Below are 24,203 nucleotides of genomic sequence, written 5' to 3'. Positions count from 1 at the left end.
AAACGACTGTTTCCGTATACTCGTTGATTAAGGGCAGAGACTGTTGTCCAGCAGCCAATCAGGCTCCTGAGTGTTGTGATTCCCTGATAACAAATAACAACAAAAAACCAGAATAATAAAAGTCAGGTTTCAACATGCAGAATATTGCCGCTCTACTCCAGCGCAGTGCCTTTCTCTATGCAGATAAGACTGCTGTCGTTTGTGGTGACACCCGCTTAACTTATGCACAGCTTGATGCTGCTGCCAGTCAGGTTGCTTCTGGCCTGGTTGCTAAAGGTTTGCAGCCAGGCGATCGTGTTGCTTTAAGTTCACCAAATCTTCCTTACTTTCCTATTGCCTACTTCGGTATTTTGAAAGCAGGCGGCGTGGTGGTTCCCCTTAATGTGTTGTTGCGCCCACGGGAAATTGAGTACCACTTGCAAGATAGCGGTGCCAAGTTCCTTTTGTGCTTTGAAGGTACGCCCGACCTGCCTCTGGCACGGCTGGCCAAAGAGGCATTTTTCCAGGCTAAAAGCTGTGAACAAATGTTTGTTATGGCAGCAGCCGATCAGGCTGCGATGGAGCTGGATGGGTTGCCAACTCTGACTTCTCTCATGGCTGGGCAGAGCCCGAGTTTTGATTATGTCCAGCGTAAAGATGACGATGTTGCACTGTTGATCTACACCTCGGGTACTACCGGTTACCCCAAAGGTGCCATGTTGACTCAAACCAATATCGCCATGAATGCGATGATGGGGCAGGCGCTATTGGGAATGAACAGTGAAGATGTTCTTTTGATCACATTGCCGTTGTTCCATTGCTTTGGGCAGATTGCCCAAATGGTCGTTGGTGTGGCAGCTGCAGCCACTATGGTTCTTGTGCCGCGTTTCGAACCGGAACAGGTTCTGGCACTGATGGAAAAAGAAGAGGTGACCAGCTTTGCCGGTGTACCCACCATGTACATTGGTTTGCTGGGTGTTCAGGACGCAGAGAAAAAGTTTGATCTTAAAGCCATCGCCAGCAAGTTGCGTATCAATATTAGTGGTGGTGCTGCTATTCCTGTTGAAGTGATTCACCGTTTTGAAGAGAAGTACCAGTCACCAATTCTCGAAGGTTACGGCCTTTCCGAAACCTCACCTATTGCCTGTTTCAATACTCTTGAGCGCGAGCGTATCCCCGGCTCTGTCGGTCAACCTGTGGCGGGTATTGATATTCGCATTGTGGATGAGAATGGGAAGGCCGTCCCGACTGGTGAAGAGGGCGAGGTCATTATTCGTGGTCATAACATTATGGCCGGTTATTTCAATAATCCGGAAAAGACGGCGGAAACCATTCGTGATGGCTGGTTCTACTCCGGCGACATCGGTCGTATGGATGAAGGCGGCAACCTCTATATCGTGGATCGGGTAAAAGACATGATTATTCGCGGTGGCTACAACGTTTATCCCCGTGAACTGGAAGAAGTGCTGATGACCCACCCTCATGTTGCCAACGTAGCCGTAGTGGGTGTTCCCCATGATGTTCATGGCGAAGAGGTTATGGCCTGTATTGTTCCTCATCATGGTATGGAAGCCTGTACTGGTGAAATTACCGAATGGGCTAAGGAACGTATTGCTGCCCATAAATACCCCCGAGTTGTTCAGCTGTTTGATGAACTGCCAATGACCGCAACCGGCAAAATTCTTAAGAGGGAACTGCGGGAACAGTTAAAAGAAACAGTTTAATAACAACAAAACAATTGGGCGGAGGAATTCCGCCCAAGTTACATGAAGGGGGATGCATGGGCGAGTTTGATTACATTATTGTTGGTGCTGGCTCGGCGGGTTGTGTACTGGCGAATCGCTTGACTGAAGATAAAGGCGTTTCGGTACTGCTGCTGGAAGCTGGACCTAAAGACAAAACACCGATGATCAGCACGCCTGGTGCTTTCGCCTACTTTATGTTCAGCAAGAAATATAACTGGGCCTATGACAGTAAGCCGGATACCCGCTTTCGTCATGGCAGCCCATTGTTTACCCCTCGGGGCAAAACCCTGGGTGGCTCCAGCGCTGTAAATGGCATGGTGTATATCCGTGGTCATAAGAGTGACTACGACAACTGGGCGCAGCAGGGTAATGCAGGCTGGGGCTGGGAAAATGCCCTTCCTTATTTCCGTAAATCGGAAACCAATGATCGTGGTGCCTGTGACTGGCACGGTGATACCGGCCCACTATATGTCTCCACTGTCACAGCGCAATATCCGTTAAGTGATATGTTTGTCACAGCTGCTGAACAAGCAGGCTTACCACTGACTGATGACTTTAGTGGCCCGAATTTTGAGGGTGCCGGAACTTACCAGTTCACCATTAAAGATGGCCAGCGTTGTAGTGTTGCCCGTGGCTATCTGCACCCGGCAGAGGGGCGCCCAGGGCTGACAGTGGAAACCGATGCCCATGCCAGCCGTGTTCTGGTGGAGTTGAAAAGAGCGACAGGGGTTGAATATCTCTGTGGTGGAGAGGCGAAAGTTGCCCGCGCTCGTAAGGAAGTTATTGTGTCCAGTGGCGCAATTAATTCACCTCAGCTGCTGATGTGCTCTGGTATTGGTGACCAGAAAGAGTTGAATAAGCATGGCATTACCGTGGTTCATAACCTTCCCGGCGTAGGTAAGAACTTGCAGGAACATGTGGATGCTTCTGTGCTGCAGATCAGCAAAAAAACGGATGGTTTCACAACTAGCCCGGGTGGATTAATGAAAATGGTGCCGGAAGCCTTCAAGTATATGCGTAGCAAAACCGGCAAGCTGGCTAATTCTATTACCGAAACCGGCGGCTTTTTCCGCACCCGTGACGATATTGAAGTACCAGATGTGCAGATGCACTTTGTGCCGCTGTTGTTTGATGATTCTGGTCGTGATCTCAAGTTGATGAGTAAACATGGTTACTCATTGCATGTCTGTGTGTTGCGCCCGGAAAGTAAAGGCGAAATCACTCTGAACTCTGCTGACCCTTTCGATCCACCAGTTATTGATTACAACTTCCTCGATGATCCGAAAGATTGTCAGTCACTGGTGGATGGTATTCGCCTGGCACGTAAAATCCTGGCGGCTCCAGTGTTTGATGACTGGCGTGGTGGGGAGCTGGCTCCTGGTGCAGAGGCTCAAACCGATGAGCAGATTTTGCAGGCCTGTAAAGAGCGCCTCGGACTGGTTTATCACCCTGTTGGTACCTGCAAGATGGGGCATGACGCAATGGCGGTTGTTGATGACCAGCTGAAGGTTCATGGCTTGAATGGCCTGCGAGTGGTGGATGCTTCAGTGATGCCAACACTTGTGAGCGGCAATACCAATGCCCCGACTATTATGATTGCTGAACGTGCAGCCGACCTGATTCGTTTTGGTTATGGGAGATTGGATAAAAATGCGGTTAATAGCAAGTTGGGAACTGAGCTCTTGACTGAAGAAACTGTCTGATCAGTACTGAGAAACTCCGCCAGCTGGCGGAGTTTCTCTTTCCAGAAAAGTTCTTATTTATTTAAAAATATCACCAGATCTTGAGCGCTCTGCTCAGGGATTTCTTCCATTGGCATGTGTCCAACGCCCGGATAAACAATCAATTCACTGCCTTCGATCGCTTCATTGAATTTGTAGGCGTGACGGACCGGAATCCAGCCATCTTCTTCACCCCACATAATGAGCACAGGCATGGTCAGTTGGTCCAGGCGACTGAGGTCAAAACCCAAGTTATTTCGGATACGGCGAATCATGCGTCCACCGGCTTTGCGGTTACCTTCACGATTCAGCAGGGTGGCGTAACGCTCCAGTTCTTCTTCTGTAGAAACCTCAGGGTTGCCGTAAGCACGGTGGAGTAGGTCACGGAACAGGAAACGGGGTGGCTCAATGTAATCACCTGCGCGGCCAACAATTGGGGTCCCCCACATCAGCATGGCGGTTGGTGGTACAAACAAGTATCCGGCTGGATCCAGCATCACCAGTTTCTTAACTTTTTCCGGGTTACGGGATGCATACTGGTAAGCGAAATAACCTCCCAGAGAGTTACCAACCAGATAAAACTCAGAAACATTCAGCTTCTCCATCACCTGATCCAGCGCGGCCATGTAGGCTTCATCACTGGTGGCTTCGTCAGGCATGGGGCCGGTCAGGCCGAAGTTAGGCAGATCCAGAGAGATCAGGCGGTAATCCTTTTCCAGCAGAGGGCGCCATTTCTCCCACGTGTGCAGGGAAGAAAAAATACCGTGAAACATAACAATTGCAGGCTTGTCAGCTGCACCTTGGTCACGGACATGGACATCCATGCCAGCTACCTGAAGGAACTGGGAAGGTGGCTGTGCGTAACGATCTGTAAGTTCATTAACAGGAATCTGTGTCGCGCAGCCTGTTATGAACAGAAGAGTAAAAGTAACGAGTAAAGCCCGAATACGGCTGTTTATTGTCATTTTTGGTTCGCCATCAGTGGGTTGAAAGGTGGTAAGCCTAAGGATGACGGATTCCTGTGAAAATGGCACTGCTGCCGGAACTGAATGTCAGCTAGGCTGTCACAGGAATATGACAAAGACAGCCTCTGCCAGAGCAAAACAAAACAGAGGGAACTGGGCAAGAGCACAACATTTGTTAAAAGGGGTATGTATCAGCATCGGGCTGATGGTTGGTTGTGCCTGCTCCCAGGGCAATGATGAAACTCCCAAATCCCATACTGTAACTCCCGCAGGGACATTTTTTCCACGAGATAATGGCAGGTTGCTCTACTTCGAGGGTGTGGATGTTTTTACTGGTATGGGCAATGCCCTGCAGGGCGGAGTGTTTGGCGCTGCACAGAGTATGTTGATGACCTACTATTTGATGACCGCGCTGGCCATGCTTCCTGCTACCGGCCCAGGAGCTGTTTTGGCAGGTATGTTAACGGTGCTGTGGAAGTACCGTCTTCCTTTGACCTGGTGGTATTCCTATAAAACTGCAATTCATGGTCTTTGGAACTACCGACATTCCCGGGTTGGCAGTATGCCCGTTTATTTCGCGTCTCCTGAACTTCAACAGCAGCTGGTGGTGAACTGGCGTTTTCCTCTTGCTGATGAGCGCACTATCCAGCTTGATATTGTGACTCTTCCCTATTCACGAATCATTAAAAATCCCGAACCTCTGGCTGATCATGAACAAAGCTGGTTGCAACTGTCTGAGACTTTGCACAGAAAGCAGGTTGCCAGAATGATTATCAGCCTGAAGAGCGATCAACTGGTTCTTTCTGTGCAGAAAAATTCTGGACACTGGTGGCATCGCACCCTCCCCAGACCAGATAGTCAGCCGCTTCTGGCCGAGAGCATTGTCCCCTGGGAAGGCCGAGAAATGTTAAACAGCGCGTTTTCTCTTCTTTCGGAGAGCAGTACAGAGTTTTGGGATAAATCTCTGGATTGCCAGGAGGGTGAGCTTTATCCGTTGTTGATGCCGGATGAGAAGGTTGCTGAGTCTGAACAGGCCTCGGTGGTTGGCCTTTACCGGCCCGTAGATGATTCAACTGAGGCCAGCGGTTGCGCTTATCTCGGCATTTCTGATTACAGTACCCGATATGGCGGCTTTGCTGGTTATATGCACCTGAACAGTTTGAAAAGCTGTGATCAGGTTGAGCCTCTGTTAAATAATTACAGCCAGTACGATTTTGAAAACACATTAATTGCCTCTAACCATGTACAGGTAGTGCCATATTGGGCAACGACTTTGCTTCTGAGGGGAATCGAAGAGGGTATTTCCATTGGTATTCGTTATGCCGTTGATCCCTTTGTTCCCAAACCACCGGAACCCAAATATAAAACTGTGGCAGCGGATGCAGATAAATCGACACAAACCCGTTCAAACGAATGGCAGGAATGGCTCGAAGCTCAGGGAATAAGAGGGCTGTCTCTCAGCAAGCCCGATGTTGAAAGTTACTTTGCCAACGGCAAAATCTTCTGTCGCTGGAATTTGGGTAGCGGCGTTCAGTGATGGGTCGCGATTAGGGTATTATTGAATAAAGACCCTTTGGCATGGATCGTCACCTGATGACAACTGAAACACTCGTTTATTTTGCACTCTCCTTTGTTTTTATTTTTATCGCCGCACTGCTGTCATGGCGTTTTTCTGCCATCCATACCCGTAACCGCATATTGAATGAGAACCGGGACCAGGGGCAGGAGAAATCTCACCAGCTTCTGGAAGCCCAACAACAGGCCTCTTTCCTGTCTGAAAATAATCAGGAACTGAAGAAGCAACTGTCTGTTAAAGAAGAGAAACTTGTTCTTTGTGAGCGAGAACTGGAAAAGCGCGGTCTTGCTCTGGTGGCTGCCCGCAAAGACCTGGAAAACGCCACAGAAAAATTAACCGTTCTGGAACAGTCTGAGCAAAGACTGGGGCAGCAGTTTGAAAACCTTGCTAACAAAATTTTTGAAAATAAAACCAACCGCTTTACTGAGCAGAATAAAGTTGCCATGGAAAGCCTGCTGGGGCCTTTCCGTCAGCAGATCACTGACTTCCGCCAGCAGGTGTCCCAAGCCTATGACAGCGAAGCCCAGCAACGCCGCTCTTTGAAAGATGAAATCAGTGGCTTGAAAGAACTGAATCAGCGTATGAGTGAAGAGGCGCTGAACCTTACCCGTGCCTTAAAAGGTGATAAAAAACTGCAGGGTAACTGGGGAGAGCTGGTGCTGGACCGGGTGCTGGAAGAATCCGGCCTTCGGGAAGGGCATGAGTATATCCGGCAGGTGTCCTTACGGAATGATGAAGGTGAACGACAGCAACCGGATGTGATCGTCCATCTGCCCGATGGCAAGGATGTGATTGTTGATTCCAAAGTTTCCCTGAATGATTACAGCCGTTCTGTTGAAGCTGAAACGGAAGAGGAACGCAGCAAAGCGCTGGTGGCTCATGTTCAGTGTCTGCGCAATCATATTCGTGGATTGGGAAAGAAAAATTATCAAGATCTTGAAGCGGTTCGGACCCTTGATTATGTGTTGATGTTTATTCCGGTTGAGGCTGCGTTCTACAGTGCCATTGAGCATAGTCCCAAGCTGTTTCAGGAAGCGCTGGATAACAATATTATGCTGGTTAGCCCCACCAACCTTCTGGTGGCTTTGCGAACTATTGAAAATATCTGGCGCTACGAGCACCAGAACCGTAATGCCCAAGTGATTGCTGATAAAGCCGCTGCTTTGTACGACAAACTTCGTGGATTTACTGAGGATATGCAGAAGCTCGGCAACCAGCTGGATACCGCCAGAAAAACTTATGACGGTGCCATGAATAAATTCTCCAGTGGTCGTGGTAATGCTGTACGGCAGGCGCAACAGTTTGTTGAGCTGGGTGTGAAGGTGAAAAAGCAGATGTCTGCCGAACTTCTTGACCGGGCTGCGACGGAGTTGGATGCCGATGGTGATAGTGAGCAAACACCTGAAGCTATAGAGTCTGCCAGGTTACCCTGATAAGCTCCCCACCCCTGCCATAACCTCATGGCAGGCATACAATAATGAAAAGTCGGGAGTAAAAAGTAATGTTTACAGTCAATGAGTACTTTGAAGGTAAGGTAAAGTCCATCGCTTTTCAGGGGCAGGAGTTACCTTCAACTGTTGGTGTTATGGCTCCCGGCGACTACGAATTTGGCACCAGCCAAAAAGAAGTGATGACGGTTGTCAGTGGTGCTTTGAATGTTCTGCTGCCAGAAGCTGATAACTGGAAAGTTTTTCACAGCAGTGAATCGTTTACCGTTGCAGCTAATGTTGTATTCAAAGTGCAGGTGGAAGCAGATACAGCCTATCTGTGCACTTATGAATAAATTGTGTGAATAATGTAAGTAGGTGTAAATACTTATTTTTCGTTGATTTGTATCAATGCATCTCGTCACGATATTAGTAGAGTGTGAATCATGCGACGGGGGGGGACGGATAACAATATCAGCCAGTGGCACCGTTCATAGACCGGCGTACCTTTCTGATATACCTCATCAGGGAGTTAAGTTAACAACCGGGATGATTCAGAATACCAAATCTCTATGGCCAGTGTTTTGAGGGGGGCGCTGGCTTTTTTCATGGCACTTTCTTGCCGCCAAACTTTTGCTCTGGGAAATTTCCGCTAAGGTTGCAACTCTAGCAGTTGTATCTATGCGGGGTTTCTTGATGGCAGCAGAAAAGCATTCTCCACATTCCCATAATGGTGGCCACGATAAACAAAAGCCGGTAGTGCTGGTAACTGGCGGTGCTCGTGGCATAGGGAAGGGTATTGCTAAATACCTGCTTGGGCATGGTTATCGCGTTGTTGTTCTCGACTGTTTGCGTGACGACGGTGAAGAACTGGTAAGACAGTTGGCCAGCTATGGAGATATTCGTTTTATTCGTGCTGATGTCAGCGATGAAGAACAGATCAATAAAGCTCTGACCCGTGTCCAGAACTGGTTTGGCAGCCTTTATGGGGTGATTAATAATGCGGCAATTGCTGAACCCTATACCGGCCCTTTCGAATTTCTCGCCCTCGAAGACTGGCAGCAATATATAGACGTTAACCTGACCGGGACCTTTCTTGTAACCAGGGCCGCACTGCCTATGTTGCGGCAGAGTCAGGGAGCGATAATCAATATTGCTTCAACCCGGTGGCTGCAGTCAGAGCCTCAAAGTGAAGCCTATGCAGCCACTAAAGGTGGAGTTGTTTCTCTGACCCACGCTTTAGCGATTAGCTTGTCTGGTCAGGTGCGGGTGAACTGCATCAGCCCCGGCTGGATTGATGTTGGCCCCGGAAGTTTCAGTGAATATGACAAGCCAGTGCACTTAACAGAAACCTGCCATAACCAACATCCGGCAGGGCGGGTTGGCAAGGCCGAGGACATTGCTGGGATGGTTGGGTATCTGTTGTCATCCAAGGCCGGTTTTATTACAGGGCAGAACTTTGTGATTGATGGCGGGATGACCAGGAAGATGGTGTACGAATAGAGTGAGTCAGCTTCAGTGATAACATTGAGAAAAGCTCTGGGACAGGACCTTCCAAAGTTGTTTCCACGGCGAAAGGCTTCATCTTGATTATCCAAGGCATTTTCTTGGCTAAGTTTGGTGCAAAAGCTTTGCAGTGCAAAAGTAATGAGATGTAGTCAGACTCATCTTTGTCATTACTAATGTGACTTGCAGCATGCTGGATTTCAGTTAAATGCCATGGTTTTAGTTCGGCAGGATTTTGGGCGCAAATGTGGTTCAGGGTTTTGAGGCGATACTGCCAGCGTTTGACTTCTTCGGGGGTAGGGGGATTTGTTGAGATCCGATAAAAGCTATAAGGGTGTGGCAAGTTTAGGGGGTCCAGCCCGGTTTTGATTAAACTTCCCATTAACTCATCCCGCATCCAGTCGCTCTGCTGCATGGTATAAGTTGCAATATGACATGGAGCACCAGGCCGCATGGTTAAGTTCCATATATTCTCGTACATAACCTGATTCAGGGTGAATAAGGTTGCGGGAGTACATGGGCGGCCTTCTTCTTTGGCAGTATCAGCAAGATGATCGAGCAAAATAAGCGAAGCTTTAACTTCAGGGTGAATCCAGGATTGGAAATACCAGTTTTCAAAATTGTCCAAAACCCACGTTTGTATACGTTTATAAATGGTTCTCCTTTCAACAGCGTTCAACTTTAGACCGTGTTGACTTAAAGCTGAGCGTCCCACCTCCTTACGTTGGTTTATAAACCATTCCTTCAAATCTCTAGCCGTTTTTCGATTCTTGACATCATCAAAAGCTATTCCTGCATCATGATCACTTTTCAGCATCATATATCTTTTCCACCACTCTCTGGCAATATAAGGAGGGCATACGGAAGGGGGGATGTCTGGGATATCTGTAGTGGTTGCTACGGGGGAGCTTGATGATGAAACAGGCGTGGAAGCTTCGATGTCCTGGCGAGTCTGAATATACCGGTCCTGCCGAGGCTTTTTCCGAGTGACCGAATGACCATAGTAAGGGGTGGCTTTACCCAGATGCCTGTAACTTTGTCTTCTGGTGGAGGCATGTTTGGAAATACTAGTACTCGTTAAATTTCCTGCCGAGGGTGTTGATGGCTGCATCGGAGAGTCCACACATTTTAAACCGCTAAACCCTCTAGTATTTCTTTCTGATAATCCATAACCAGGCTGTTATATTAGCTATCCCGCAATATCTGCCGGAACCCCTCCATATCCAGTTCATCCAGACAATGGCTGAGCTTCTCTGCGACAGTTCTTAATCCAGGTGTCTCACGAAGGGTGTGAATGTGTTCCTGAAGCCCTTCGATATCCCCCATATCCAGCATATCCATAATGGTTGCCCGCTCGGCTTCCGGGAAGGGTATCGGTTTCTCCTGTTGATCGCTCTCAGGTGTTGCTTCCTTCTTCCCGCTGGGCTCTGGTTTAAGATCCAGAACTTCATAAATGGTTGAAAACAGGGTGCCCAGATTGCAGGGTTTTGGCAGAAATGTGCGGAACCCTGCCACAAGAACTTTTCGCACCTGTTCCGGGAACACACTGGCAGATACAGCAATACAGGGAATACCCTGTAACTGTTCATCGTTCTTGATAATTTCCATCATTTCCAGCCCACTCATAACCGGCATGCGCAAATCCGCCAATACAAGATCGCAGGGCTTGCTGCGCAGATGATCGAGAGCCTCCTGACCGTTAGCTGCCATAGATATGTCGAATCCCCCTAGTTCCAGCCACTGCTTCATAACATCACGATTGGACTCTCGATCATCAACAACTAGCAGTTTTGGAGGATTATCAAGCTTGAGCTTTTGCAGCTCAAAATCAGATGCTTCGGCAGACTCTTCGATAGCCTCTGCCTCTTCACAGGGCAGCAGTACAGTGAAACAGCTACCAGAACCTTCTTCGCTCTCCAGTGTTATTGTGCCGTGAAGTGCTTCGACAATACGGCGGGTAATTGCAAGTCCAAGGCCGGTTCCTTCAACGGCATGGTGAACATCCATGCGTTCAAAAGGCTGGAAAATCTTATCGATACGGGATTGGGGAATACCACAGCCGGTATCCTTAATACTGAACTTGATCTGCTCGCTTTCAATAGAAACCTGCAATGAAACTTCTCCCTTGGGAGTAAATTTCACAGCATTGTTAAGAATATTGATCAGTATCTGGCGAAGTCGTGTGGCATCACCTTTGATATAACCTGGAAGGTCCTGGCTGGTATTGAGTTGGAACTCAAGACCTTTATTATCTGCCAGAGGTGAAATCACCGACTCGACTTCATCAAGTAAACGGTACAGAGCCATGGATTTGAGGTCGAGCTCAAGGCGTCCACTCTCAATCTTGGCCATATCGAGCACTTCATTGATTACTGCGAGAAGATGATCGCTGCACTGGCGCAGAGACACCAGATTACGAGCAGCTTGCCCGGTCAGGCGCAGCTCATGGGCCAGTAACTGGCCGTAGCCGAGAATACCATTCAGAGGAGTACGCATTTCATGGCTGACGTTGGCCAGGAAAGTACTCTTGGCAACACTGGCTTCCTCGGCGCGAATTTTTTCTTCAAGAAGGTTCTCTTCCAACTCAGCCTGGTGGCTGACATCAAGAGCTACACCGGTAAATAAGACGTTCTCTGAGTCTTCTATCCTTGAAGGCTGGGTATGAACTGAGATATGGATAATCTTGCCATTGTCAAAACGTTTGAAGCGGAAGCGAAGGTGGCGGGAGCTGAGATTACTATGGGAGATAACAGAACTTTCTTTGTGCTTCTGCCTGTCTTCGGGAAGTATACCTTCAATGAGCTTATAGCTGTCACTTAGAGGAGTATCTGCTGGTAGCCCGACCTGAGTCCATACAGTCTGGTTGGCAAACAGGAAGGTTTGTTTACCGTCCGGAGTGACTTCCGACTGATAGAGCCCGCCGGGTATAGCCTGCAGAATCATTTCCAGGCGATGAGTTGTTTTCTGCAGATTTTCTTCCAGTTCGCGCTCACGGGTTACGTCAATAAAAAAACCTGCTCTGAGTACGGAACCATCGTCGTTGGTGCGGAAAGGCCGGGAGTCCCCCCTGATCCATTTCACTTTTCCTGACGGTGTAATAATACGCCAGACTACATGCAGCAAGCCGTTGTAGCGGAAGGCATTGTTGAGCTTATTACTCAACATTTCCCGATCATCGGGGTGACAATACTCAAGGATAAGCCGGCTGTTTTGACGGAGTTTCTCCAGTGGCCGCTCAAACAGACCTTCCCCGCCAGCGCTCATAAAGGGATAGTCCCAGCTGCCTCCCTTGCTTTGGCGAACCATATAAACACAGCCGGGAATCACATTGTTCACATCAACAAGCAGCTGGCGGGCTTCCAGCACATCAGCTTCCAGTTGTTTTTCATGGGTGATATCGAAGAAATATCCTACCCTGACAACCTGCCCGTCCGGCAAGGTTTGAAAGTGCCGGCTGGCAACCCTTATCCAGTGGGTCTCACTATTGTCTGGTCGGATAATACGCCAACTGTGATTCCAGTCTTTACGTTCATCCGTAGCTTTGAGTGCTGTGTTTTTAACGGTATCCAGATCATCAGGGTGGCAGATATCCCAGAACAGTTGGCTGTTTTTAACCAGCTGTTCACGTTTGAGTCCGAAAACTTCCTGTATGCCCTTTGAAATATAAGAAAAGGACACACTGTGGGTTTGTGGCAGCCTGTTAACCTGCATGATCACGCCGGGCATCAGGTCAGTTATATCGGTCAGGGCTCGTTCACTGTGGCGCAGTTTCTGGTCTTTGCTGTCCAGTTGGGTTTGCAGGGAGTGTTCATGGGAAACATCAACAAAACAGCTGACCCTTACAGATGTTCCATCGGTAAGAGTTCGATAATGACGACTGGAAACCCTGATCCAGCGCAATTCATTATCGGGGCGTTTTATACGCCAGCTGTCTTCCCAGTCATCACGAGAGATAATTGCACGGTGAATGCTGGCTTTTACCTTCTGACGATCGTCAGGATGGCACAGTTTCCAGAATAACTGGCTGTCGGCCATCAGGCTTTCACGGGTGATTCCGAACAGTTCCTTAACACCCTTGGATACATACTGATACTCAATGGGCCCGTCAGCGTTATAACGGGCCTGAACAATCACACCGGCAATCACATCAGTAATTTTCTGGAGCGTTTGCTGATTGCTTTGCAGAACCTGAGCCTGGCTATCCAGCTGATCTTTCAGCTCCTTTTCATGGCTGATATCTGTGCACACTCCAGCCCGTAAAATACTGCCATCCGGCAGTGTGGCGAAGTGTCTGCCCAGACCTCTCAGCCACACTTCATTAACGCCGTCGTGTAATACCCGCCATGTGTAATCCCAGTCGCTGTGGCTGGACACAGTCTGGTGAATAGATTCCATTAAACCGGGTAAATCATCAGGATGAAAACGTGTCCACATCTGGTCAGCGTCTTCCATTAACGCTTCCTGACCTATACCCAGAAGATCAACAGCGGCTTCGGAAATATATTCAAACGCAATATGGCCATCCTGGTAGTGACGGCTCTGGAAAACGATGCCGGGAATAATATTGAGCATTTTATAAAGGGACTGCTCAACAAATTTGGAGTCATCATCAGACTCTGTGAGTACATTGTATTTCCGGGAGACATCTTCAATCATGCACTCCCAGACTTTACTCCCATCTTCCATCAGTTCAGGTGGGTTGCCTTTTTCCCGAATCCAGCGCACTTCACCGGTTTTGGTTATTGTTCTCCACTCACAGTCCCAGAGGGTTCTGTCCTGAATGTTTCTCATCATTCGTTTGTGAACTCTGTCCTGGTCATCGGGATGCATCGATTCCCAGATAATGTTTCCATTTTTGTAAAGTTCATCGGTTGTGTATCCGAGAACTTCTTCCACTCCTTGACTGACATATTCAAACTTTGAAGTGTCGTCAGGGAAATATCGAAAACGGTGAATAAAGCAGGGAATACGGTCGACAACTCTCTGGGATAGGCGGCTGTTCCGACAATCCATGCTGATCTCCTCAGCGGGTTGGATAACACCTGCCCATATCTGGCTTTTGTCTGGATTGACCTGACTGCAAACTGCCCGGGCACTCAGCTCTCGTAAGCCATGCTGAAAACGAATCTTCCAGTTTATATTTAAGGTCGTACCATTCTGCACACACTGAACAATCGTACTTTCCAGCTTTTGCAGATCAGTGCGGATGCATCTGCGCCACAGGAGTCGGGAGTCTGTGATTAAGGCAGCCGCTGATAGGCCAAAAAGCTTTTCAGGCTCTCCGGTAATTTTCAGAAAACATCCTTTTTTGTCCGGGATATGTTGATAACGAAAATGTACCCCGGGAAGAGCGTTTAGTAGTGAAGACAGATTGTCAGAGGAAACATCAGAAAAACATCCTTCCGATAGCCGGGTGGAAGCTGCTTGCTTCGAAGGAACTTCAGGTTCAGCCATATCTCAGACTCGACCGGTTACCAGTTAAAAATCCGCTTACAGGATAGGCGTAGTTTTTCCAGTTAGCTGCCGGGCTTGCAAAACCGCGCCAGTGAACAATATTTAGAGCGCCTTTCCGATAGTGGTAACGGATAACTTTACGTGCTGACCCTGACAATGATCGCCTGGCCTGAACAGGAACGCCCCACCGGGCAGGTTCTGACTCTGCCAGAAAATGGTGGCCTTATTGGCCGCAGTGAAGGTTGTGCTGTTCGCTTGTCAGACAGCAGTCGTGTTTTGTCCCGCCAGCATTGTGAAATCAGTCGTCATGGGAATGACTACACAGTGTGCAACCTGAGCCGGAATGGGTTGCAGGTGAATGGTGAATCTATTGTGGCTGGCACCGCAGGGCAAAGAAAACTGCATGACGGAGACCTGTTGACGTTAGGGGAGTATCGCTTGCTGGTCAGCAATCCTTCTGCGGAGAAATCGCGCTCCAATGATGCGATTCCCGAACCTGTGGTGGCCGAGGAAGCAACATCAGGTGAAGTGGCTTCAGATGATCTGTTACCGAATACCAAGAGCCCCCCAATGCTGACGGAGCGAGTTGTGCCTGATACATCCATAGCAGCTATTTCACCTTCTGTATCTGGCGATGCTTTTGATATTCCGGATCGATCCAGCATAGAGGCTAGTGAAAATATGGTGCTCTCTTCCTGGGAAGGTGGGCACGGTGCTCCTTTCGCCCATGGTCTTGCGAGTATTGATGCTCTGGCGGATGAAATGCTGCGTGAATTCAGCCCTGAACGACTGGAGCACAAACTGGCTCCCTGGCGGGGAAAGGGCTGGCGGCGACAATCCTGGTGGTCACTTTACCGTAGCTACCATCAACAGCTGGAGCGAACCGGCGAGCTGCATGTACGTCTTCGGGAATGGGTGCTCCGTTCTGGTGGTCTGGGTAGTGGGGGCGCATGAGTCTGCAATATATGTTTTCTATACGGCGATGGTTGTGTATCTGTGTGGTGTCTTTGGCAGGCTGCAGCTGGTTTGGTGGTGATTCAACGCCCAAAGATTCCCAGCCGGTACTGGCAGGCATCATCAAGTTGTCAGTCAGGGGGGCGGATTATGTAAATCCAGACACTTATGGGCGTCCATGTCCAGTTGTACTCAGGATTTATGAACTTCCCGATTGCGATGCTTTTGGCCAGTTCCGGTTTCTTGATCTCTACAATCAGGCAGATCATTTTCTGGGATCCCAACTTCTTTACACCCGGGAGTTGGCTCCCCTTCATCCCGGACAGACGCTAACCTTGGATATTCCTCTGGTTAAAGGGGCTGGTTGTCTGGCCGCATTGGCGGGCTATAGCCAATACCGAGAGGGCAGCCCTTCAGCGACTTTACCCATTATGCAGTCTGGCAATGTTCAGCTCACCGTAGAAGGTTTGCGTGTTGTCTTGACAGAGGGATACCAATGAACTCTGCGAATAATACTGTCTGGCTGGAAGGGATGTTTATCACCCCTCAGCATTTTCAGCAGCACGACCGGTATATGCACAATTTCGTTCGTGACTGGATGAACAGCCGGTTTGGGGAAAGCTGGGGGATTCGCAGCCTTGAAATTGATAAGTCACAGTTTCAGGTGGGTAGGGTCAGGATTATGTCTGTTCAGGGGGTTTTCCCTGATGGAACTCCTTTTGTTTCCTCGGAAGAGCTTGTTCTGCAGGTTCCTCCAGGTACGGTGAACAAAAAGATTTATCTGGCTGTGCCTCTGTATCGTCCCGGTCAGGTCAATACGGTCAGGGATGCTTCGCCAACAATTCGTTACACCAGTTTTTCAGCAGATGTGGTGGATGACTGTTCTTCCGACAACGATGTGATTGCTATCGAGCAGTGTTGTTTAAACATGTCGTTGCAGCTTGAGGGCTGGGATATGAGTTGTTACTCCCTGATCCCGATTCTGGAAATCGGGGAGATGCACAGCGATGGCTCATTGATTGTTAACGGCAGTTTTGTTCCGCCATGTCTGGATGTTTCTGCTTCTCCGGTAATACTGGAGCAACTCAATGAATTACTGGCCCTGATGATTCAGCGGTCGCGTCAGGCCTGTCAACGTCTGCAGGCTGGAGCCCAAGCCAAAAGTCGCCAGATGCGAGTGCTGGATCTGCTCTGGTTGCAAACTCTTAACCGCTGGCAACCCTGGTTTGCTGCCAGCTCAAATATGTCCTGTGCCGATATGCATCGGGAGCTGGCTATGTGCCTTGGAGATATTCTGGCGCTGATGCCTGAACCGTTACCTGATATCCCGCCGTTTAATCACAGTGATCCAGGGCCAGCCATGATGGTGCTGTTCCGTAGTTTGAGAAGAGTGCTCAGTAGCATGGCTGATGAGCGGGTTCTGGTTATTGAATGGAACCAGGATCAGTTTGCGGAAAAACGACTTCTTGTTCTGGAAGAAGAAGGCTCGGAACGCTTACAGGGAGGGCGTGTGATTTTAGCGGTGAAGTCCAGTCTTGGTGTAGTTATGACTGGACAACGATTTGTGAATGCCAGCAAGTTAGTCGGCTCCCGACGTATAGATGAACTGGTGTGCAGTGCCTTACCGGGGATACGTCTTGAACAGATGCCGGTAGCTCCAGCGGAACTCCAGAGTCAGCCGGATATCGCTTACTTTGAAGTTGATAGAAGTGATTCACTGTGGCGGGAGTTGATTGCGGCTGCTGATCGTTTGGTTATTCATATTGATGAACGACTGCCAGATGTAGAGTTAACTCTTTATGTGATTCGCACCGGAGACAGTCTCTGATGACCGGGGATGATGACACTCTGGTTGTTGAGGGGCACGGAGAGCAAGCCCGCATTGTTGAGGATGCCCCGCCAGCGGATCGCACCTTTGCGCTGGATAATCCAGATAGCTCTGTTCGTTGCAATATCCTAATGCGTCTTGGTTCTGATCTGCTGGCGTTGATTGCCCTTATACCAAGAATGGGGCGCCCCACGGATGTGAACCGAATGCGTGAACAGATTCAGGAACAGCTTATCCGGATTCGTACAGAAGGGGCCTTTATGGCCTGTCATCCATGGGCGCTGGAAAAGTGTGGGCTGGTGTTCTGTGCCGCTATGGATGAGGCGGTTCTTCGAACAGAGTGGGGGCGTTTATCCGGTTGGGCTAATGATACGTTGCTTAGCCGTATCTACGGACGAAGAAATGGCGGTGAACTGTTTTACCAGTTACTGGAACAAGCTCGTCTTCAGCCTGAGATAATGGTTGATCTTCTTGAGTTGCAGTATGTGTTGTTACGCCTCGGTTTCACCGGACAGTATCATAATAAACCCGAGCAATGGCAGTCCACCGGGTATGAACTCTATCGTGTGCTGCAGAGAATTGCTCCAGCCCGGGCACTGGAATGCAGACAGATGCCTTCAGTCAGGGAACGATCTGGCCTGTTGCGTTTCCGGTTTGGGCGTATTACCACGATCGCACTGGTTCTGATGGGGATCATCCTGCTGGTGGCAGGTGGCCGCTATGGCCGGGAAGTTTCCCTGCAAAAAAATATCATGGAATCCCAGAGTGCTGCAGGTAAACAATTATGAATCCTCTGCAGCTTGTACTGATTATTCTCAGTGGTGGTGTTGGCCTGGCCAGTATTGGCTGGCTGTTGCTGAAACAATTTGGCTGGTGGTCCGTTTCCCTCTTTCTCAGCGTCATGATTGTGGTTGCGCTGATTTCTATCGTTGTTCGCTGGCGACGCAAACGTAAAAATAAAAACCTGTCTCCGGAACAGCGGGAAGCTCGTCAGAACAAAGAAGACCTCGCCCGTGAGAATGTTCATCGGGAGCGGGAGGTTCAGGAAGCTATTCGCTCTGTGTTTCGGCTGCTGAAAGAAAGGACTGACAGCAACCCCTATCAGTTGCCAATGTACCTGATGATTGGTCCTCAGGGGGCGGGTAAAACCCTGTTGTTAAAGTCATTTGGCCTGGTACGTATGCGCACTCCCCAGCTGGAGCTAGCTTCGGAATATATGGAAGTGTGGTGTAGTGAACACCTGCTTGTGGTGAAAATCTGGGGCCGGTTGTATGAGCAGATGGAGGGTGAAAGCGATATCCGGCTCTGGGAACGGAGCATGCGGCAGCTATTGAATGAACGTCCGCGGCGTTGCCTGAATGGTGTGATCGCCACGTTGCCTGTGACACTGCTGACTTCAGGTGATATGGAGCAACGTGAGCAGCAGGCGATATTCCTCCGGCGGCGTCTGCGGGAGACCGGGCATATCTTTGGCCAGAAGTTACCCGTTTATCTTGTCGTAACCCAGTGTGATCGGTTGGCAGGTTTTTCCGGAGCTTTTCGAATGGCTCTGGCAGGTGAAGTTGAACAGAGCCTGGGAGCCTTGGTTGAAGATGCCCGGCTGCAGAAAACATACGACCGTGGCTGGTTTGAGAAAAGCTGGGGAGAGTTGCGTAGCCGGATTGAAGGACGGTTGACCCTTGCCCTGAACGAGGAGAATGAGAAAAGCCATCGCACTGATGTGGTGACACTGTCCTGGCAGCTGCAGTTGCTGGCACCAAGGCTGGCAGAAATGATGGAAGGTGTTTTCAGTAATCACCCGCTGGGTGTCCCTCTGCATCTGCGGGGCTATTTTCTTACGGGGCGTGGTGGTGAAACCCCGACAGAGGATCTTCTGGCGAATTATCTTCAGGGGCGGTATGGATTTACCGGCCCAGTTGAGCATCCTTTAGCTTCTGGTGTACCAGCGTTGTTTACCCGGGGAATTGTGCCGGGAGTTCTGTTACCGGAAAGCGGGCTGGCTGGGCGGAATATGTCTCGGGAATGGCGCTGGCGTATGTTTTGCTCGAGCTGGTTGTCTTTTTGTCTGCTACTGATTCTGGCAACAGGGATGTGGACCTATGAAAACCTGAAGTATGTGCAACACCGGGGCATGGAATTACAGGATTCCTGGGACAATCTCAGCTCCGCGCCACCAGGCGATGATCTGCTGGATCAGATTCGCTGGTTAGGTAGCCTGCAGGGGATTGTGCAGGAATTCCAGGCACCAGTTCCCTGGTACATATCTACTTGGTTTATTCATTATGGACAGGGGAAGGTGCTCAATCAACTATGGCAGGAGCAGCTGGCAACCTGGCTGCGACCTTTGCTTTTAAAGTGGCTGGCATCAGCTGTTATCAGTGATATTGGTCAGGGGCGTCCGGACCGACTGGTGACCAATGTTCAGTTTTATCTGTCCCTGACCGGACAACCTGGTATTCGACCGACAAGTGCTGCTATTCAGCAACTGGTTAGAAACGTTTTGGGCGAAACTCATCCACGTCTTGAAGATGTTTTTACCGCTCAGCTAGTCACCATGCTGGATCATCCGGGTACACCCGCTGAGCGCAACAGTGAATTTATGGAGGCCATGCGAAAGCGCTGGCAGCAAATAGGGTCAGGGTCCGTTTTCCTGCTGAATGTTGCTGGTTTAAAAGGCTTTAACAAAGTTTCTCTGGAACAAGTATTCAGTCGCAGCTTTTTGGAAGTTTTCGAACCTTCTCAAGAACTGACAGGGGCAGGATTTCCGACACTGTATACCGCTAAAGCAGCTTCACAGCTGGATTTTAATCCTGATAGCCCCTTGTTAAATGTTTATATTGGCGTTCGACAAGCTATTTTTCATCCACTGAATCCAGTTGTTTCCAGAAAGGAAAAACTGCTGGTGATCCAGGAGATGGAGGAAATCTACTTTCAGCGTTATGCGGAGTTTTGGCAACAGTTTTTATCAACCCTCTCTCTCCGCGCTGTGAGCAGTGGAACACAATTGTCATCTTTGCTTTTGAAGTTGGGGACACCGGGGCAGTCACCCTTGGAGGAGTTAATTGAAACGGTTGTTACAAATACCCAGCTGATAAAAGATACGCAAACTACTTCAGGTGATGCGCTTGCAAAGGACAGTCCAGCTAAGAAAAGTGGCATACCCAATAAACTTTCCGAAAAGCCTTCTGGCGGTGTTGCCAGTTTCCTGAGAAAGAAAGCTCTACCCGAAACCAGTAATGCACAGGCCATCATTATGGCTGGCATGGCACGACGGTTTTCAGACTACACCCGTTATAAAGAAGTGTCAGGCGAAAATACTGGAGCAATGGATGCCGTTACTCAGCTGTTGAACCAGCTATACAGTGCTGTTCATCCGGCGCTTACCGGTGTAGGCGGAACAGCACACTCTTTTAAATTGATGAAGGCCCAGTTGGAAGGCAATGCCGATGCTGTTCCTTGGGGGAGCGGACTAATAGAGGGACTGCCGGATTCCCCCAGCCGTTTGATGAATAATGTTTACCTGACAGTGTTAAAAAGGTTGTTTCAGGGAACTGCAGAACAGATTAATACTGCATGGCAGAGTCATGTGAGGCCGATATGGGAAGGTGATCTGGAAAATAATTATCCGTTCAACAGTAGTGGAAAAGATGCCTCTCCTGCCGTTGTAGAGGCCTTCTTCGGCAAAGGTGGAGTATTTGATGAGTTTAGCTCCAATTGCCTGAGCCCATTTACCGTAACTTATGTAGACGGTACTGGTCGTACAGGGTTCACTCCCAAATCTTTTCTGGGGATATCTGTACCACTGGTGCCAGCGATCTGGGAACAGGCTTCGATTGCATCAGACCTCCGTCGGTTACTGTTTTCAACCAGTAGTCGGATGGAACTGGACCTTGAAGTGCGGGTTGAAGCCATGAGCCCGAAAGTGACCTTGTTAAGACTGGATAGTGACAGTGGTGTTTTAACAGGCAGGCACGGGCCTTCCCAGTGGCAGTTATTCAAATGGATGGGAAGCAGCCCGGATGTTCCTCTGGTACAGAGCTTATTCAGTGATGACCTGTTACTTGCTGAACAAACCTGGCGGGGGCCATGGCGCTGGCTGCGCTGGCTGGAATCCGGGCGCGTATCTCCAGCAGGTTTTGGTGAATTCCGTATTGATATCAGCCAGCGGCAATATCGCAGTGAGTTTGTGATTCGCCCACCTGGACAGCTTATGCCATCGGAGATTTTTGGACGTCTGCAAATGCCGGAGCACCTTCTGTGAATCTGCCAATAATTCCTGGAATGGAGTTTACCGGCCAGGTTTATGGGCGTTTTGCCCGTGAAACCCGGGATACAGTGACCGGCAAGCTTTTTATTGTTAAAGGGCCTTTCCTGCCTTGCGCTGATGAAGGCCGCTTTCAAAAGGAAGCCGATATTTTGCAGCAGCTCTCCTTTCAGGGCGTGGTGGGCTTACGACAATGTTTTCGGGAACGCCGACGGTGCTGGCTGGTGCTTGATCGTATTCCGGGAAACACAATTGCCGATTCGAGAGCGAGAAACCTATTCCCAGAACGGGCAGGTTGGTTAATTGCAAGACTCTCCCGCATTTTAACTATGTGTCACCAGAGAGGCTGGGCCCATTGTGATATCTGCCCGGCGAATGTTCAGCTTCATGGCAGTAAAGTCTGGCTGCTGGATTTTGGTGCCTCCCTGGCTCTTGGCAAAAGGTACCCCTGGCGTCGTCAGGTGCGACCAGCCTGGAGCAGTCCTGCTTTGCTGGAAGGTAAAGGGCGGGTGTCGCCCACGGATGATGTTTACAGTTTATTATTGTTGTCATGTCTTCTTTTAACCGGGCAGCCACCTGTTCCCGGTCCGGCTCGAACTGATTTCAGTCGCTGGTCCCGGAGACTTGATCGACCCAGCCGGTTAAGCCGCCGACAGTGGCACTTTCTTCAATACTCCCTGGAATACCCAAATGACCTTACTGCGCAGGATCTGGCTGTACAGGCACTGGGCTGGTAAAGCCGAGGATGTTTTATGCGTTTCTCTGAGCTGATAAATAACGCAAACCCTGCGGATGTGCCATTAGGCCAGCTGACGGGGCTGGTTGGTACCTGGCTGGCCAGAATGGCGAGCTGGCGATATACCCGTGATACCAGAACCGAACATGTTCAGCAGGCACTGGACCAAGTGTATACATCTCTTGAACGTAAACTGAAAACAACCAGCAGCCAGCAAATTATGACCGATCCGTTATGGAAGGCCATGGTTGAGCTGATTGCCAAGCATTTTCCCAATGAGGTAGAGGTTTACTATCCGACACCTGTTGAGCAGCAGCGTAAGCTGATGCTGATTCGGAACAGTATTGCTACTGGTATTATCAAAGATAAACAGCGTCTTCTGCATGAATTCATGACCCACCATGAATATAAGGTGAAGACTCTTAGCGATTTGGCTCATTCCCGGATAAAACTGCAAATTCTCGCGGCCTCTTCCAGAGCTGTTCTGGGACGTTATCAGGGCAGTATTTATGATGGCTGGGAAACCTGGTATCGCTGGGCGAATCGCCGGGATAGGGGCCGCGAAACAGATACCCAGATGGAAGTTGAAGAAAGTACGCTGGCTGTTGGTAAAGCGGTTGTTCGTGGTGAGGCCAGAGCCATGATTGGCCGTGATTTTGAGTATGACAGCAGAGATACCCACGGTAACAGCCCCTGGCGTCATCAGGTGAAGGCTGGTGGCGCGCTTTATGTTGAAGGCAGTGGTGAAGCAACGGCCACTTATAACAGAGAACAACTGAATGCGGCGGCCGCGGCCGGGATAGAAGCCGAAGCCGGTATGCGCGGTGATGTTGAGGTTGAAACGGAATACGCCTTCGCGGTAACCAATGACGCATTTCGCCGTATGTTCGGCAATAAATTTCAGGTGATTCACGCCAAAGCAGAAGCCCATTCCAAGCTGGGAGCGGGAGGTTCTGCCGGGGTATCTGCCCGTGCCGGGCTGGGTGGAATGGCGGGTGCCCAACACTCCTATGATCCTATGGATACGGAAAACAAAGCCGGTTCCTGGGAAGAGTCAGGAAATATTGGTGTTCGGGCAGGAGGAGAAGCCAATATCTGGATTGGTTTTACGGTCACCGGTAATGCTGAATTAACTGTTGCCCAGGCCTTGGAACTGGGAATTTCCGGTGAGATGTTTGCCGGAGCCAAAGCTAGTGCTGAAGGCGGATTTTTTGTAGAGAGTGGTGGCGTGCGGTTCGGTGCCAGCGCGGAAGTCTTTGCCGGTTTTGAAGCGGCAGTGGAAGAACGGGTGGCGATCAAACATCCGAAACGAAAACTGACGATTTTCTCAGTGAAAGGACGACAGGCCTTTACCGCAGGGATTGGGGCCGGTGCAAGCGCTGAATTTGCCGCTGGGATCGAACGTTTCAGCCTGAAAGCCGAATCCCAGACCACATTGGGCATTGGCAGCAAAATTACCACAGACTTTGGCATATCTCCATTAGCTCTGGGACTTGCAGCCTACGATATGGCAATCGTGCCATCGTTGTGGATGATCAGGAAAAAACTCAACAGCTCTACTCACACCCGAAACAGTTCCTTTGCCAAGCATATGAATCGGGTTGTGGAAGCGGTTGACAGCATGGCTGATGTTTCGGAAGTACGGGCATTGTCCAGAGAATGTATTGCCATTATCAGCTCCTGCATTGCGTCCTTAGACCAAGATGCAGAGCACCTTTATAAGCAACAACCCCGTAAGCCCGGCGCCAGCTATGGTGCGATGCCAGATGAGCAGTCTGTAGCAGGGTTCACTGGTCATACCCAATCTTCCTTCTACACCTATGACACAGGTTCAGGACGTAAGACCGGTGTGGATGAAAATGCGTTGACCGATGCTTTCTCCAAACTGCAGGTTGCTTCAGATACTTGGTACAAGGGCGCAAGCGAGGCAAATATGCGCAAGCCGGTAGATATTAACCTGTTAGCTAAAACTGTAAATACAGATATTAATTACGATTGGATGTTTGCCAAGTTTGCTACCCAGGATCGTCGCTACGGAACGTGATTTG

16 protein-coding genes are annotated in these 24,203 nt (G+C 49.6%); 13 read left to right on the top strand and 3 right to left on the bottom strand.

Going from position 1 to position 24,203, the window contains the following annotated elements:
* The first annotated feature begins 134 nt into the window (after nt 1-134).
* Together ACY2RR_RS12740 and ACY2RR_RS12735 are read left to right on the top strand one after the other, a co-directional pair.
* On the top strand, nt 135-1,703 hold the full coding sequence (locus ACY2RR_RS12740) for a long-chain-fatty-acid--CoA ligase (RefSeq protein WP_490108532.1): 1,569 nt from the start codon (nt 135-137) through the stop codon (nt 1,701-1,703).
* A 56-nt stretch (nt 1,704-1,759) separates the two neighbouring features.
* Nucleotides 1,760-3,427: a GMC family oxidoreductase gene (locus ACY2RR_RS12735; RefSeq protein ID WP_490108531.1), complete on the top strand. Its 1,668-nt coding sequence runs from the start codon at nt 1,760-1,762 to the stop codon at nt 3,425-3,427.
* Between the two features lie 53 nt (nt 3,428-3,480).
* Here the strand turns inward: ACY2RR_RS12735 and ACY2RR_RS12730 are convergent, their stop codons facing one another.
* On the bottom strand, nt 3,481-4,410 hold the full coding sequence (locus ACY2RR_RS12730) for an alpha/beta fold hydrolase (RefSeq protein WP_490108530.1): 930 nt from the start codon (nt 4,408-4,410) through the stop codon (nt 3,481-3,483).
* Nucleotides 4,411-4,519: 109 nt separating this feature from the next.
* Here ACY2RR_RS12730 and ACY2RR_RS12725 point away from each other — a divergent pair, with 109 nt between their 5' ends.
* The 4 genes from ACY2RR_RS12725 (at nt 4,520) to ACY2RR_RS12710 (ending at nt 8,916) form a co-directional block, all read left to right on the top strand.
* A complete protein-coding gene (locus tag ACY2RR_RS12725) occupies nt 4,520-5,947 on the top strand; it encodes a hypothetical protein (RefSeq protein ID WP_490108529.1) in 1,428 nt (475 codons plus the stop codon).
* Between the two features lie 56 nt (nt 5,948-6,003).
* A complete protein-coding gene (gene rmuC / locus ACY2RR_RS12720) occupies nt 6,004-7,419 on the top strand; it encodes a DNA recombination protein RmuC (RefSeq protein WP_490108528.1) in 1,416 nt (471 codons plus the stop codon).
* Nucleotides 7,420-7,487: 68 nt separating this feature from the next.
* Nucleotides 7,488-7,769, top strand: coding sequence for a pyrimidine/purine nucleoside phosphorylase (ppnP, locus tag ACY2RR_RS12715; RefSeq protein ID WP_490108527.1), 282 nt, complete (start codon nt 7,488-7,490; stop codon nt 7,767-7,769).
* A 340-nt stretch (nt 7,770-8,109) separates the two neighbouring features.
* The gene (locus ACY2RR_RS12710) at nt 8,110-8,916 is read left to right on the top strand and encodes an SDR family oxidoreductase (RefSeq protein WP_490108526.1); all 807 of its coding nucleotides are present in this window, start codon (nt 8,110-8,112) and stop codon (nt 8,914-8,916) included.
* Here the strand turns inward: ACY2RR_RS12710 and ACY2RR_RS12705 are convergent.
* Nucleotides 8,858-10,030: a hypothetical protein gene (locus ACY2RR_RS12705; protein WP_490108525.1), complete on the bottom strand. Its 1,173-nt coding sequence runs from the start codon at nt 10,028-10,030 to the stop codon at nt 8,858-8,860. The two genes, ACY2RR_RS12710 and ACY2RR_RS12705, sit on opposite strands and share 59 nt — an antisense overlap.
* A 74-nt stretch (nt 10,031-10,104) precedes the next feature.
* Nucleotides 10,105-14,373 (bottom strand): PAS domain-containing protein, encoded by a 4,269-nt coding sequence (locus tag ACY2RR_RS12700; RefSeq protein WP_490108524.1) that lies wholly within the window; start codon nt 14,371-14,373, stop codon nt 10,105-10,107.
* Between the two features lie 141 nt (nt 14,374-14,514).
* On the opposite strand from ACY2RR_RS12700, the gene ACY2RR_RS12695 reads away from it, so the two are divergent.
* Genes ACY2RR_RS12695 through ACY2RR_RS12665 form a run of 7 tightly spaced genes read left to right on the top strand, consistent with a single transcriptional unit; the run spans nt 14,515 to nt 24,199 of the window.
* Nucleotides 14,515-15,327: an FHA domain-containing protein gene (locus ACY2RR_RS12695; RefSeq protein ID WP_490108523.1), complete on the top strand. Its 813-nt coding sequence runs from the start codon at nt 14,515-14,517 to the stop codon at nt 15,325-15,327.
* Nucleotides 15,324-15,827, top strand: a complete 504-nt coding sequence (tssJ, locus tag ACY2RR_RS12690) for a type VI secretion system lipoprotein TssJ (RefSeq protein ID WP_490108522.1) — start codon at nt 15,324-15,326, stop codon at nt 15,825-15,827. The genes ACY2RR_RS12695 and tssJ overlap by 4 nt, the downstream gene beginning before the upstream one ends.
* Nucleotides 15,824-17,155, top strand: coding sequence for a type VI secretion system baseplate subunit TssK (gene tssK / locus ACY2RR_RS12685; RefSeq protein WP_490108521.1), 1,332 nt, complete (start codon nt 15,824-15,826; stop codon nt 17,153-17,155). Before tssJ ends, tssK begins: the two co-directional genes overlap by 4 nt.
* Nucleotides 17,155-17,943, top strand: coding sequence for a type IVB secretion system protein IcmH/DotU (gene icmH, locus ACY2RR_RS12680; protein WP_490108520.1), 789 nt, complete (start codon nt 17,155-17,157; stop codon nt 17,941-17,943). The genes tssK and icmH overlap by 1 nt, the downstream gene beginning before the upstream one ends.
* On the top strand, nt 17,940-21,416 hold the full coding sequence (gene tssM, locus ACY2RR_RS12675) for a type VI secretion system membrane subunit TssM (protein ID WP_490108519.1): 3,477 nt from the start codon (nt 17,940-17,942) through the stop codon (nt 21,414-21,416). Before icmH ends, tssM begins: the two co-directional genes overlap by 4 nt.
* Entirely contained in the window at nt 21,413-22,156 is a 744-nt protein-coding gene (locus tag ACY2RR_RS12670; protein WP_490108518.1) for a protein kinase domain-containing protein, read from the top strand. The genes tssM and ACY2RR_RS12670 overlap by 4 nt, the downstream gene beginning before the upstream one ends.
* Before the next feature lie 15 nt (nt 22,157-22,171).
* Complete coding sequence (locus ACY2RR_RS12665) at nt 22,172-24,199, top strand: hypothetical protein (RefSeq protein ID WP_490108517.1); 2,028 nt, start codon at nt 22,172-22,174, stop codon at nt 24,197-24,199.
* The last annotated feature ends 4 nt before the right edge of the window (nt 24,200-24,203 follow it).

It is taken from the genome of Parendozoicomonas sp. 2304DJ65-17 (genome assembly GCF_058148445.1).
Note: the sequence above shows the minus strand (reverse complement) of the source record. Positions and strands in the feature narration are given on the sequence as shown.